General features: G+C 55.3%; 14 protein-coding genes. 4 read left to right on the top strand and 10 right to left on the bottom strand.

The genetic code is table 11. The features are described from left to right. The first annotated feature begins 23 nt into the window (after window positions 1-23). Complete coding sequence (locus EJE49_RS06710; RefSeq protein ID WP_124949630.1) at window positions 24-1622, top strand: NAD(P)/FAD-dependent oxidoreductase; 1599 nt, start codon at window positions 24-26, stop codon at window positions 1620-1622. A gap of 2 nt (window positions 1623-1624) precedes the next feature. On the opposite strand, the gene EJE49_RS06705 is transcribed toward EJE49_RS06710, so the two are convergent. The 5 genes from EJE49_RS06705 to argH all read right to left on the bottom strand — a co-directional run bounded on the left by EJE49_RS06705 (window position 1625) and on the right by argH (window position 5348). After that, a complete protein-coding gene (locus EJE49_RS06705) occupies window positions 1625-2548 on the bottom strand; it encodes a cupin domain-containing protein (protein WP_124949629.1) in 924 nt (307 codons plus the stop codon). Window positions 2549-2694: 146 nt separating this feature from the next. Continuing rightward, window positions 2695-2916, bottom strand: coding sequence for a toxin-antitoxin system HicB family antitoxin (locus tag EJE49_RS06700; protein ID WP_124949628.1), 222 nt, complete (start codon window positions 2914-2916; stop codon window positions 2695-2697). Continuing rightward, window positions 2913-3326 (bottom strand): putative toxin-antitoxin system toxin component, PIN family, encoded by a 414-nt coding sequence (locus EJE49_RS06695; protein ID WP_262981952.1) that lies wholly within the window; start codon window positions 3324-3326, stop codon window positions 2913-2915. Before EJE49_RS06695 ends, EJE49_RS06700 begins: the two co-directional genes overlap by 4 nt. Window positions 3327-3452: 126 nt before the next feature. Further along, complete coding sequence (locus tag EJE49_RS06690; RefSeq protein ID WP_124949626.1) at window positions 3453-3950, bottom strand: M48 family metallopeptidase; 498 nt, start codon at window positions 3948-3950, stop codon at window positions 3453-3455. Window positions 3951-3956: 6 nt separating this feature from the next. Beyond that, on the bottom strand, window positions 3957-5348 hold the full coding sequence (gene argH / locus EJE49_RS06685; RefSeq protein ID WP_124949625.1) for an argininosuccinate lyase: 1392 nt from the start codon (window positions 5346-5348) through the stop codon (window positions 3957-3959). Window positions 5349-5397: 49 nt separating this feature from the next. Here argH and EJE49_RS06680 point away from each other — a divergent pair, with 49 nt between their 5' ends. Together EJE49_RS06680 and EJE49_RS06675 are read left to right on the top strand one after the other, a co-directional pair. Beyond that, window positions 5398-6414 carry a sensor histidine kinase gene (locus EJE49_RS06680; RefSeq protein ID WP_124949624.1) on the top strand — a complete coding sequence of 339 codons (1017 nt, stop codon included), beginning with the start codon at window positions 5398-5400 and terminating at the stop codon, window positions 6412-6414. Beyond that, entirely contained in the window at window positions 6411-7160 is a 750-nt protein-coding gene (locus EJE49_RS06675) for a LytR/AlgR family response regulator transcription factor (protein ID WP_124949623.1), read from the top strand. The genes EJE49_RS06680 and EJE49_RS06675 overlap by 4 nt, the downstream gene beginning before the upstream one ends. A 5-nt stretch (window positions 7161-7165) precedes the next feature. Here the strand turns inward: EJE49_RS06675 and cynS are convergent, their stop codons facing one another. The 5 genes from cynS to EJE49_RS06650 are packed head-to-tail and all read right to left on the bottom strand — an operon-like array spanning window position 7166 to window position 11665. Beyond that, complete coding sequence (cynS, locus tag EJE49_RS06670) at window positions 7166-7609, bottom strand: cyanase (protein WP_124949622.1); 444 nt, start codon at window positions 7607-7609, stop codon at window positions 7166-7168. A gap of 33 nt (window positions 7610-7642) precedes the next feature. Beyond that, complete coding sequence (locus EJE49_RS06665; RefSeq protein ID WP_124949621.1) at window positions 7643-8545, bottom strand: ABC transporter ATP-binding protein; 903 nt, start codon at window positions 8543-8545, stop codon at window positions 7643-7645. Window positions 8546-8555: 10 nt separating this feature from the next. Next, window positions 8556-9398 (bottom strand): nitrate ABC transporter permease, encoded by an 843-nt coding sequence (gene ntrB, locus EJE49_RS06660; RefSeq protein WP_223246777.1) that lies wholly within the window; start codon window positions 9396-9398, stop codon window positions 8556-8558. A gap of 2 nt (window positions 9399-9400) precedes the next feature. Next, on the bottom strand, window positions 9401-10750 hold the full coding sequence (locus EJE49_RS06655) for a CmpA/NrtA family ABC transporter substrate-binding protein (protein ID WP_124949619.1): 1350 nt from the start codon (window positions 10748-10750) through the stop codon (window positions 9401-9403). 57 nt (window positions 10751-10807) lie between these two features. Beyond that, window positions 10808-11665 carry a sulfurtransferase gene (locus EJE49_RS06650; RefSeq protein WP_124949618.1) on the bottom strand — a complete coding sequence of 286 codons (858 nt, stop codon included), beginning with the start codon at window positions 11663-11665 and terminating at the stop codon, window positions 10808-10810. Between the two features lie 163 nt (window positions 11666-11828). Here EJE49_RS06650 and EJE49_RS06645 point away from each other — a divergent pair, with 163 nt between their 5' ends. Continuing rightward, the gene (locus tag EJE49_RS06645) at window positions 11829-13415 is read left to right on the top strand and encodes a sigma-54-dependent Fis family transcriptional regulator (protein ID WP_124949617.1); all 1587 of its coding nucleotides are present in this window, start codon (window positions 11829-11831) and stop codon (window positions 13413-13415) included. Window positions 13416-13559 lie beyond the last annotated feature (144 nt).

Below are 13559 nucleotides of genomic sequence, written 5' to 3'. Positions count from 1 at the left end.
TTGCTGTTACTCCTGTTTTTACTATGCTGCGTATTACTGAAATCAAGTTGCCGCTGGATCACCCTCAGGCTGACCTGCTGGCTGCCATTTATAAACGGCTGAATATCACCCCGGATGCGCTGATCAGTTTCAGCGTATTTCGTCGCGGCCAGGATGCGCGCAAACGTCCGCATATCCTGTTTGTGTATACCATAGATGTCGCGGTCAAAAACGAACAGGCGGTGCTCGCCAAACTCAAGCATGACAAACACATAGTTATCGCCCCGGATACCGAATACCACTTCGTCGCCAAGGCGCCGACTGATCTGGCGCAGCGGCCTGTTGTCATCGGTCTCGGGCCTGCCGGCATTTTCGCCGGGTTGATTCTCGCACAAATGGGCTTTCGTCCTATCATCCTGGAGCGCGGCAAGGCGGTACGCGAGCGTACGCAGGATACCTGGGGGCTGTGGCGCAAGCGCAAGCTCGATCCGGAATCCAACGTGCAGTTTGGTGAAGGCGGCGCGGGGACGTTTTCCGACGGTAAGCTCTACAGCCAGATCAAGGATCCCAAGCATTACGGGCGCAAAGTCATTGCCGAATTCATCACGGCGGGTGCTCCTCCTGAAATAGCCTATGTCAGCAAGCCACATATTGGCACGTTCCGGCTGGTGGGCATGGTGGAGAAAATCCGCGCCACGATTGAGTCACTGGGCGGTGAAATCCGTTTCCAGAGCCGGGTGGTGGATATCACCCGCGAGCACGATGCCATCACCGGTGTCACTTTGGCGAATGGTGAACATCTGGCCAGTAAGCATGTGGTGCTGGCAGTGGGTCATAGCGCGCGCGATACCTTCGAGATGCTGTATGAACGTGGTGTGTATATCGAAGCCAAGCCGTTTTCTATCGGTTTTCGTATCGAGCATCCGCAGCATCTGATCGACCAGTGCCGCTTTGGCGAGACTGCCGGGCACCCTGAGTTGGGTGCGGCGGATTACAAACTGGTGCACCATGCCAGCAATGGTCGTGCGGTATACAGCTTCTGCATGTGTCCGGGTGGTACGGTGGTAGCGGCAACTTCAGAAATCGGGCGTGTCGTTACCAACGGCATGAGCCAGTATTCGCGCAACGAACGCAATGCCAACAGCGGTATGGTGGTTAATGTGAATCCGGAAGATTTCCCCGGTGGCCCGCTGGCCGGTATCGCGTTCCAGCGTCACTGGGAATCGCGCGCGTTTGAGCTGGGCGGCAGTAATTACAATGCGCCGGGGCAACTGGTGGGCGATTTCCTGGCGCAGCGCCCGTCGACGCAACTGGGGTCAGTGCAACCGTCGTACACGCCGGGGGTGACGCTGGGCGATTTGTCCACGGCCCTGCCGGAATATGTGATCACCGCGATGCGCGAAGCATTGCCCGAATTCGACAAGCAGATCAAGGGTTTTGCGATGCATGATGCCGTGCTGACCGGGGTGGAAACGCGTACCTCGTCGCCAATTCGTATTAAGCGTGATGACTCGTATCAGAGTTTGAATACCCGCGGTCTGTATCCGACCGGCGAAGGCGCCGGTTACGCGGGTGGCATCCTGTCAGCCGCAATCGACGGCATCAAGGTGGCAGAAGCGCTGGCGCTGGATATGGTTAAGTAAGTTTACTTAACCAGCTGGAAATCCAGCACCTGCATGTTCATCACCAGTCCGGCATCCTGGATCGGTAATACAATCGCATCCTGGTCAGAATGATTGTGGTGTGAATGCCACCAGCCCGGCGGGGTGATGAAGGTTGAGCCTGGTGTCCACATGGCCTTGATCGGGTCGATGATATTGCCATCAGCATCAACTTCCTTGCCGATCAGGGTGTAGGTGTCGGGCCCGGCAGACACGCAATGATCGATGGCAATGGAGTTGTGGCGGTGCGCCTGCTGGATCACGCCTTTAGGCAGAATGTTGTACAGCGACCACAGCGTGTGGGTCAGCGTCATGGTGGTGGGGAAATGCGGGTTGGACAGCAATACGCCAACGCGATTGCGCTCTTCGCCCATGGCGCGTACCTTGTTGAGCTCCTGGGTAATGCGTTGTTGCGTGTACAGCACCGGCTGGAAACGTTGTTCATTCGGCGTAACGCCCAGATAGCGCAGCAGTGGCGCATCATTTACCCAGAACAAGACGGAGTCAGCCGTGGCTTCATGCAGTGCCGATTTGATCGCAGGCAGGGTGAACAGGTCGCCAGTTTTCCAGGCAATGGTGCCGTTATCCATGGTGGTGCTGCCGCTGCCGCTGATCACAAAAAACATCTGTGACGCCGCAACAAAGTCAGTTTGTAGCTGCTCGTGCGCAGAAATGCGCAGATAGCCCGCATACAGATTCGGGGTGGTTGCCGCATAGCTGGTTTGCAGGCTTTCCGACAGATCAAATGGCATCAGCCGCGTGGCACCTTCGGCATGCATGGTGTTGGGAAAAGCGACCACATCGATTTTAGGCATAGCCGGATTGACGGCGGACATATATTCCTTGAATTCTGCCTGGGCTTCCCATAGCTGGGGCTGATCGAACACGGATTTGGCAACTGCAGACATAACTTCCTCGAACTGGTTGGCGCGGTGAATAAACCCGCGCAGAAAGTCCGCTATTTTACGCGATAATGTCCTGATGTAAAACCGGAAAATAGGCAGGTGCGGAGATGTCTGCCCGGTTGCTTTAAAGGTCGGGAGTGGGCTATCGATTATCGATTGCCCTTGGCTTTTTCCAGTAATTCAATTCCGCGCTGTACCTGATTTTGTCCACGTTCGACACGCAACAAAAAACGGGTTTCGGCATCATATTCCGCCAACATCAGCGTGGTCATTTCGTCGATCAACCGGTTGACACTGGTATGACGGCGGATTGAAAGTTCTTTCAGGCGCCGGTATTTATCATCAGGCAAGCGTATGGTTAATGCGCTCATAAGTTTATCTCCTTCAGAAGGTGCTCGGGTGTAACTGCTTTAAGTCCAGGGAACTGCAATTCCTTGCTTTGCAGATCGCGCAAATTTTGCGTAATAATACGCTGTGCGCCTCCAGCCACGGCGAGTTCTATTAAATGATTGTCGCCTTCATCCGGTAAATTAGGGCGCCATCCATAGTAAATGCGTGTCCAGCAACAGGTCGCAAGGAAAATGTCGAGTAATTCTTCACGTTCGGCTCCTGATAATCGGCATTTCTCGAACAATTGCTCGCGACCAAGCACATCTTCATATTCAGTCAATAGCGCGGTACCCATGAGCGGCGTACATTCGCCACGCAGGCAAGCCATTACGACAGCATTTGCAGCACCGGTGCCTAAACACGCACTCACAAAGATATTGGTATCAAGCACGACTAGCATATGTTAAAAATGGTAGCACTCACGCTACCATTTCGCAACTATAGAGTGGATTAAAAGGTGACTATTTAGGCGCGTGTTTTGCGTAAATGATATGCAGCTAATTATGCACGGGTGCGCTTAAAGGCTCAATTGAGTTAAATATACCCGTAAATCGAACTCAACCTGATGGTAGTCGGGCTGCATATGGACGCACAGCTTGTAAAAATTTTTGTCGTGGTTACGTTCTTTCAGATGCGCCAGTTCATGTACCACGATCATGCGCAAAAACTCGGCTGGCGCGGTTTTGAACAGTGCGGCAATGCGAATTTCTTTTTTGGCTTTGAGCTTGCTGCCCTGTACCCGCGAGATTGCAGTATTCAGGCCCAGTGCGTGATGCACCACATCCAGCTTGCTGTAGTAGTGCACCTTGTCCGGTAGTGGCGCATTGCGCAGATAAGCCTGTTTCAACTCCTGTGTGTACTGGTACAGCGTCTTGTCATTCTGCACCTCATGCTGTGCAGGGTACTTTTGCGCCAGATACTCGGCCAGCCTGCCCTGCGTGATCAGGTTACGTACCTGATCCTGCAGCGCTGGCGGATAGTGCTGCAGGTATTTGAGCTCAGTAGTTGGCGTCACGACAAACTAGCTGCCCAGGCTGGCGCGGCCGCGTGCAATGGCGGCACGGACTTGAACCGGGGCAGTGCCGCCGATATGGTTGCGGCTGTTCATTGAGCCTTCCAGTGACAGCACGTCGTAAATGTCGGCAGCAACCAGGCTGGAGAATTGCTGCAAGTCGGCTAATGGCAGATCAGCCAGGTCGCAGCCTTTGCCTTCGGCATGGCGCACGGCGAGGGCAACAGCTTCATGCGCATCGCGGAACGGCAGGCCTTTTTTCACCAGATAATCAGCCAGGTCGGTCGCGGTGGCGTAGCCTTGCAGCGCGGCGCGACGCATGGCTTCCGGCTTGACGCGGATGCCGGGGAGCATTTCGGCAACGATGGCGAGGGTGTCGATCAGGGTGTCGACGGTATCAAATAGCGGTTCCTTGTCTTCCTGATTATCTTTGTTGTAGGCCAGCGGCTGACCTTTCATCAGAGTGAGCAAGCCGACCAGATGACCGTTTATCCGTCCGGTTTTACCGCGTATCAGTTCGGGTACGTCAGGGTTTTTCTTTTGTGGCATGATCGACGAACCGGTGCAGAAACGATCAGCCAGGTCGATGAAACCGAAGCGCGGGTTCATCCATAAAATCAGCTCTTCGGACATGCGCGAAAAGTGGGTCATGATCAGGCTGGCGCAGGCAGTGAATTCGATGGCGAAATCGCGATCGGATACGGCATCCAGCGAGTTCTCGCAGACGCCGTCAAAGCCCAGTTCGCGCGCAACCATTTCGCGATCAATCGGGTAGCTGGTCCCGGCCAGTGCGGCGGCGCCCAGCGGCAGGCGATTGACGCGGCGACGGCAGTCAGCAAGACGCTCGGCGTCGCGTTTGAGCATTTCGAAATAGGCGAGCAGGTGGTGACCGAAGGAAACCGGCTGAGCAACTTGCAAATGGGTAAAGCCGGGCATGACTACATCGGCGTTGGCTTCGGCAAGGTTGAGCAGTGCGGTCTGGGCAGCGCGGATCAGTTGCAGAATGCCGTCGATGTTGTGGCGCAGGTACAGACGGATATCGGTCGCTACCTGATCGTTGCGGGAGCGGCCGGTGTGTAAGCGCTTACCGGCATCGCCAACTTTAGCGGTGAGGGCTTTTTCGATATTGAGGTGGACGTCTTCCAGATCAAGCAACCACTCGAATTTATCGGCGCGGATGTCGGCGAGTATCTCGCTCATGCCGCGTTCGATATCGGCCAGATCCTGCTGGCTGATGATGGCTTGCTGTGCAAGCATTTTGGCGTGCGCGAGTGAGCCTTGTATGTCGAATTCAGCTAACCGATAATCGAAGCTGATCGATGCGGTATAGCGTTTGACGCGCTCGGAGACCGGCTCATTAAAGCGACCCGACCAAAGTTGCGGTGTAGTGGAATTAGACATGAATATAACCTGATGATATTTGAGTTGAGATTGGTAGAATAGCCGAATTATGCCAAAGCCTGAAGTTGCCGACTATCCTGATCGCTTACCGGATTTCTGTAATCTGGGTGTCATGCTGCGTATTTTACTCGGTGTAGAAGGTTTGGTGTGGACAACTGCATGGTTGCAAACAGCTTATCTGGCGGAAATGTGGCATTTGTTTGTGGGTTACTCTGTTGTGGTACAGGCCAGCCTACTGCTGACGCTGGTGTTTTTATGCCTGTCACGCCGAATGTTGCAGCGCTTGCCTTATGGCTGGGGGGTGGTCGGCAGCATGTTGCTGGCGCTCCTGACCACCGCGCTAGTCATGGATGGCATGAGTCATCTGTTTGCTGACAGCCATTTGCTGATGACCTGGCGCGAAGCGATCAATGTGCTGGCCGTCAGCGCATTGTTACTGGGCTATTTTCGCCTGCGTGGGCGGGCGCTGTCGCCGGCATTGACGGAGGCGCGGCTACAGGCACTGCAGGCGCGCATCCGTCCGCATTTCCTGTTTAACAGCCTGAATGCGGTGCTCAGTCTGGTACGCAGTGAGCCGCGCCGCGCCGAACGCGCGCTGGAGAATCTGGCAGACCTGTTTCGCGTGGTGATGGCAGATAATCGCCAGCTCAGCCCGCTCAAGCGTGAAGTGGAGATCAGCCGCCAGTATCTGGAGCTGGAAGGCCTGCGTCTGGGCGAGCGCTTGCGTGTGGTATGGCATATCGACAAGGCTCCCGGTAATGCGCTGGTGCCACCGCTGTTGTTGCAGCCCTTGCTGGAGAACGCGGTGTATCACGGCATCGAGCCAGCTACCCAGCCGGGTGAAATTACCGTCAATATTTATCGCAACGATGGTCAGTTGCATCTGATTATTCGCAATCCCTACCAGCATGACGGACAGCGCCACACTGGTAACAAAATGGCACTAGGCAATATCCGCAGCCGGCTGATGCTGCATTTCGATGTGGAAGCCAGTTTGCGCACGCAGATACACGACAACTATTACCAGGTGCATATCATCATGCCTTATCGGACGACTCCGCCATGACGACTCCTTTACGCGTCCTGATCGTGGATGATGAAGCGCCGGCGCGCAACCGCTTGCGTGATCTGTTGCAGGACTGCGCTGAACAGATACCGCTGCTCATCGTCGGCGAGGCCGAGAATGGCATACAGGCGCTGCAATTGCTGGCGCAAACGGATGCCGATGTGGTGCTGCTGGATATTCACATGCCCGGCATGGACGGCATGGCGGTAGCGCAACATCTGGCGCAGCGCCAGCATCCGGCAGCGGTAATCTTTACTACCGCCTATGATGCGCATGCGTTACAGGCGTTTGATTTGAATGCGCGCGATTATTTATTGAAACCGGTGCGGGCCGAGCGCCTGCTGGCAGCATTACGCAAAGTGCAAAGCGCCGCGCCAACACGAACTGCTGCCCGCCAGTACCTGAGTGCAAACGAACGGGGGCGGGTATTGCTGGTACCCATTGATGACATTATCACGCTGCGTGCCGAGCATAAATACGTGGCAGCGCGTACCGCCACCCACACCTATCTGCTGGAAGACAGCCTGGCCAGCCTGGAACAGGAATTCCCGCAGCAATTTATCCGTATCCACCGCAATACCCTGGTCGCGCGTACCGCCATTGCGGGCTTTGTCCTCAAGGAACAAGGCGGCGAGGACGGCGAACACAGCGGCTGGGTAGTGCTGCTCAAAGGCTCGGACGAAGCTCTGCCAGTGAGTCGCCGCCAGTATGCGGTGGTGAAACAGTTTAAGCAGGGTGAAGCCTGAACGGCTTAATACGTCTTATATGGCAGGAACTTGCCGTTCAGTACGATTTTGACGCGATCGCCTTTTGGATCGGCCACGCGTGAAATATCCATGCTGAAATCAATCGCGCTCATGATGCCGTCACCGAATTCTTCATGGATTAGCTCCTTGATCGAAGTGCCATACACATTAATCAGCTCATAGAACCGGTAAATTAGCGGATCGGTCGGAACAGCCGTTGGCAACGACCCTTTGTAAGGCACGACTTGCAGGGCCGCAATCGCCTCTGCCGGCAAATCCAGCAGCTTGCCTATGGTAGTTGCCTGCGCCGCATCCAGCGTCATTTGCCCGAGCAGAGCGGCGGTCGTCCACTCCTTGCTCAGGCCGATGGCTTGCGCCAGATCATTCCATTTCAGGCCTTTGGCAAGTTTGGCTACTAGTATCAAGTCGGTTACATTGCTACGTTTCATGGTGCTTCCTTTTCAGTCAGGGTGGTGAATTAATTATACGAGGTGAATAGCCGCCTGTTTTAGCATGCGCGGCGGGATGTCGTCGGTTTCGCCCGGCCTGACTTGCGGCGGGTAGCGCGGGTCGTAGCTTGCCTCTTGCACAGCTGCCAGTTCGCGTGAACGACTGACCAGGAAGTCCACCAGATGATTGCGGATGCGGTAATACTGCGGATCCTTGTGAATGTCGTTACGGGTGCGGTTACGCGGCAGTGTGTTGATGACGATTTCTGCAATGCGCGCACGCGGGCCGTTGGTCATGAGGATAATTTTGTCGGAGAGCAGGATGGCCTCATCCACATCGTGGGTAATCATGAACACGGTCTGCTGGGTCGCCGCGCAGATTTTCAGCAGTTCGTCCTGGATCACGCCGCGGGTCAGGGCGTCCAGTGCGCCGAACGGTTCGTCGAGCAGCAGCATTTTGGGCTGGATCGAGAACGCGCGGGCGATGCCGACACGCTGTTTCATGCCCCCGGACAGCTCGGACGGTTTTTTGTGCTCGGCACCGGTCAGGCCCACCAGATCGATAAATTGCTGGCAGTGCTGAGTAACTTTTTCTTTAGTCCAGTCAGGCCAGCGCGATTTGACAGCAAATTCGATATTTTTCATTACCGTCAGCCACGGCATCAGTGCATGACCCTGAAATACCACGCCGCGATCCAGGCTGGGGCCGGACACTTCGCGACCGTCCATGATCACCACGCCGGAACTGGGTTCGTCGAGCCCGGCCAGCACATTGAGAATGGTGGATTTGCCACAGCCGGAGTGGCCGATGATGCAGACGAATTCGCCTTTGGCGATGCTGAAATGGACGTTTTCAAATACCGGGACTGCTGTCTGTCCGCGGCTGGCCGGATAAATCCGGCTGAGTGCTTCAACTTTCAGAAAATCAGTTTGCATAGCCAGCCTCTTAATCGTTATATGCCACTAATCGCGACAACCAGCCGAATGCCATATCCAGCATCATGCCCACCACGCCGATCATGAGCACCGCGAAGATGACATTGGTGAGGCTCAGGTTATTCCATTCGTTCCATACGAAGTAGCCGATACCGGTGCCGCCTACCAGCATTTCAGCCGCCACGATCACCAGCCAGGCGATGCCCATGGAGATGCGCATGCCGGTCAGGATGGTGGGGGCCGCGGCAGGCAATACCACCAGAAAGGCCTTGCGCAGCGGGCTGACTTCCAGCGTCTTGGCAACGTTCAGCCAGTCGCGCTTGACCGCGGCTACGCCGTAAGCGGTATTAATCAGCATCGGCCACAATGAGCAAATGAAGATGACAAAGATCGCCGAAGCCGAAGAGTCCTTGATGGTGTATAGCGCCAGCGGCATCCACGCTAACGGCGAGATAGGTTTGAGCAACTGGATGTATGGATCAAGCGCCCGGTGCATGATGGGCGACATCCCTACCAGAAACCCCAGCGGTATCGCCACCAGTGCGGCCAGGCTGAATCCAGCCAGTACCCGCGCCAGTGAATAACCGAGCTGGATGCCGATACCCTTGTCGTTAGGGCCGTGATCGTAAAACGGGTCTGAGAGTTTTTCCCGTAACGTATGCCCCACTTCTGCGGGTGTTGGCATGCCAGACTTTTTGACGGCACCACCTCCCATCAGTGCAGCATATTCGGCATCGGCCTGCGTTGTTGCCACGGTTTTTTGTGGCAACGTCGCCAGATACCAGCCCAGCAACACCATGCCGAAAATCAGCACGGAGAGCAGGTAAGCACGAAAAGTCAGCGATTTGGCCATGATCATGCCCTGCTGATCTTGAAGGATTTGAGATATTGCTCGGGCTTGGCCGGGTCAAATTCTTTGCCCATGATGGTGTGCTTGCTGTAGTTGCTGGCGGGAGCCGGCAAGCCCATCTCTTTCAGTCGTTTACGCGCATCGGTCGCGAGGAACACTTCTTCCGCAATTTGTTTGTAATTGATTTCGCCTTTCAGGTAGCCCCATCGTTTTAACTGCGTCAGCATCCATACCGCCATCGACTGCCACGGGAATGGATCGAAATCGACGCGATCCGGCACGTTGCGTACTTTGCCCAGGCCGTCGGCAAAGTGTCCGGTCATCACCTGCTCCAGCACCGGGATCGGCTGGTTGAGATAGTTGGCCGGTGCGATAGCCTTGATGATATCGCTGCGATTCTCGGGTTTGTGGGCGTATTCGGTAGCGCTGGCTATGGCGCGGAACAGCGCGGCAAACGTGTTCGGGTAGGTTTTGGCAAAGCCTTCCGAAACGCCGAATGCGCAGCAGGGGTGGCCGTCCCAGATATCGCGCGACAGCGTGTGGATATAACCGACTTCTTCATATACAGCGCGCTGGTTAAATGGCTCGGGTCCGAGGAAGCCGTCGATGTTGCCGGCGCGTAGGTTGGCAACCATATCGGGTGGTGCCATGATGCGCAGTTCCACGTCTTTGTCCGGGTCGATGCCGTTTTCGGCGAGGAAGTAGCGCAACAGGAAGTTGTGGATGGAGTAGTCGAACGGGATGCCGAATTTCAGGCCTTTCCATTGTTTCGGATCCAGCTTGTCCTTGTGCTTGATGTGCATGGTAATGGCCTGGCCGTTGATGTTCTCGATGGCGGCCACGTCTACCGGTTGCGCTTGCGAGCCCAGTCCCAGGCTGATAGCGAGCGGCATCGGCGAGAGCATGTGCGAAGCATCGTATTCCTTGTTCATCACCTTGTCGCGCACGATGGCCCAGCCTGCGGTTTTCAGCAGTGAGACATTTAGCCCTTCGCGCGAATAGAATCCCATGGGGCCTGCCATGATGATCGGCGTGGCGCAGGTGATGGGAACGAAGCCGATTTTCAGGTCCGGTTTTTCCAGCGGTGCACGGTCGGCAGCCAGCGCTTTGGCTGCCGACATCGGGAACAGGGTGGAAATGGCGGCGAATGCGGTGCTGGCGCCGACGGCGCGGATGAAGTTGCGGCGGGTTTCATCATGCGGAAACAGTGCACGCATCACCGTGGTTTCGACCACGCGGCCGATGCGGGCATCTTCATCAAGCTGATGTTCGGCCTGGTTGCTGTGGCGGCCGCAACTGCAGCCCTGGCTGGCAAGCTTGGTTTTTGGGTCAAATGGATCATCAAAAGCGGACATCGTGTACTCCCTGAGTTAATTAATGTTGTGTATATCTGGTTAACGCCGGTAGCGGCGTCAACCCAGCGGAAAACCTTCTTCGATGGGCAGGGCTGGGTCGCGTGACCACTCGTTCCATGAGCCGAAGTAGATTTTCACGTCGTGGATGCCTGCATCTTTTAATGCCAGGAAGGTATTGGACGCCCGCGCACCCTTGAAGCAGTAAATGTAAACTTTGGAATGCGGCTGGATGCCGACAGTCTGACATTCCGCAAGCACTTCATCGCGCGCCTTGAATACGCTGCCATCTGCCGCCGGTTTCATCAGCCGGTACCATTCCAGCCATTTGGCGCCGGGGATACGCCCCTTGCGCGGGCAGAAATCCGGGCCGTATGGTGAAGAGCTGGTTGCGATCCATTCATCCACATCGCGTACATCCAGCTTAATGATGGCAGGGTCGTTGACTGCGGCCAGCATCTGGTCTTTATCGACCATGACTGCGCCCGGTTCGTCGGCAAGCGGAAATTGGGCGGACGTGGGCATGGTGGGTTCGGTTGTGGTGGGCAGTCCCGCGCCTACCCAGGCCTGATAGCCGCCGTGCAGCACTTTGGCTTTAGGGTAGCCCAGATACTTGAGCAGGAAATAGCCGCGGCAGGATTGGCCGAAGCCGGTATTCATGGTGTCTTCATACACAACAGCCGTCTCGTTGCCGGATAAGCCTGCCGCACCAAACGCCTCGGCGAATTTGTGCTGCATGGTTTCCAGGCCTTCATGATCGCTGGTGGAGAGGTAGGTAAATATCTCGCGCAGATTAATTGCACCGGGTATATGCCCCTGGGCATATACGGCAGGGTCGCGGGTATCAATGACCACGACAGGTTCGGTGGCCATATCGTGTTGCAGTTGTGCGGGCTCTATCAGTACATGGCTGTTCACAATTTTTCCTTTGGTCAAGTTGGTATTGTTCAATTAGCAGCAATCGTGCCAAGCTTACAACTAGCTGATTCCATACCAATTGCGAGGCTGGAATGTGTTTTGCGGTTATCAGCTCGCCTGATTTTTGCTTACATTGTGTAAACAATTTGTTCAGGGGAATGTAATGTTGGATGCCGTTATTAACCGTACCGAGCCTGAAACGCTGGTGGATGAAGAGTTGCTGGTAATTCGTGAAGCTTCTGCGCTGATGGGCAAGAGTCCGGATCAGCACTATGTCATCCGCGAGATTCTGCATTTGCTGTCTGAATTGCTCGGGCTTAATCGCGGGCGTGTGGTGTTGCCGGATCCGGAAAGTGGCGTGTTGCGTATTGCTCATGCTTACGGCTTGTCGCAGACGGAAATCAAGCGGGGTCAATTTTTGCCAGGGGAAGGCATTACTGGCAGAGTGATGCAAAGCGGGCAAATGATGATCATTCAGGACATCGACAGCGAGCCGGTTTTTCTATTCCGCACCGTAGCCCGGGAGCAGCTGCCGCATGAAACTGTATCGTATATTGCGCTGCCCATCGAGCAGGGCGGCAAGGTGCTGGGGGTGCTTGGCGTCCATCGCCTGCGCGACCGGCCACGGCCTTTGGCGCGGGATCTGCAGATGCTCAAAATTGCCGCCACTCTGATTGCTCAGGTGATTATGCTCAACCGTTATATACAGGAGCGTACCGCACGGCTGGAATCGGAAAACAGGGAGCTGAAGTGGGCTCTGAACAAGAATCCATCGAGCCTGGGTTCTTTCGGTATCGTTGGCGAATCGATGCCATTGCGGCGCGCGCTCAAACAAATCGAGCAGGTAGCGCAAACCGATGCCACGGTGCTGTTGTTAGGCGAATCCGGCACCGGAAAGGAGCTGTTTGCACGCGCCTTGCATCTTTCCAGTGCGCGGCGCGACTTTCCTTTTATCAAGGTCAACTGCGGTGCAATTCCGGAAAACCTGTTCGAATCCGAGTTGTTTGGTTATGAAAAAGGCGCTTTTACCGGCGCAACCACCAGCCGCCCCGGTTATTTCGAGCAGGCGAATAACGGCACCCTGTTCCTGGATGAAATCGGCGACATGCCGCTGGCGATGCAGGTCAAATTGTTGCGGGTATTGCAGGAAAATACCATACAGCGCGTCGGTGCGCGCCGCGAGAGCGCGATCAATGTGCGTATCGTCACTGCCACCAATCAGGATTTGCAGCAGCTGGTCAGTCGCGGCAAATTCCGTCTCGATCTGTTCTACCGCATCAACGTGATACCGGTGCGGCTGCCTACCTTACAGGAACGGCCCGAGGATGTGCGCCATCTGGTGCGCTATTACCTGAACCAGATCAATCAGAGTTATCAGCGCAACGTCAATATTGCGCCCGATGCGCTGGAACAGCTGGCCGCCTACAGCTGGCCGGGCAATGTGCGACAGTTGCGTAATGTGCTGGAGCGTCTGGCTTTGCTGTCGGAGAACAGGCTAATCAGCGCAGCTGAAGCCGCAGCGGTGATTGCCAGTGAAACAGTGAATGATTCAGCCGGGTATCCGGCTACTGAAATGGAAGACGCCTTGCCAGGCGGTTTGCGGGCTTATCAGCCAGTGCAAAGCAGCGACCGCGCCGGTATTATTCAGGCTCTGGCAATGTGCAGCGGCAATAAATCACGCGCAGCCCAGCAGTTGGGTATGACTCTGCGCCAACTGAATTATCGTATCCAGCGGTTAGGGATAACTTGAGTGCAAGTCATGGCTTGTTATACAAATTGTTAACAATCTGTTTGCTTGCCAGGTATGAGTAAAATTGCAAATTTTATAATAAATGATTAATAATCATATTGATATGTAATTATTATGGTCCTGGCATGGTGCTTGCAATAGTGT

The sequence above is a fragment of the Sulfuriferula thiophila genome, from assembly GCF_003864975.1.
Taxonomy (GTDB): domain Bacteria; phylum Pseudomonadota; class Gammaproteobacteria; order Burkholderiales; family Sulfuriferulaceae; genus Sulfuriferula; species Sulfuriferula thiophila.
Note: the sequence above shows the minus strand (reverse complement) of the source record. Positions and strands in the feature narration are given on the sequence as shown.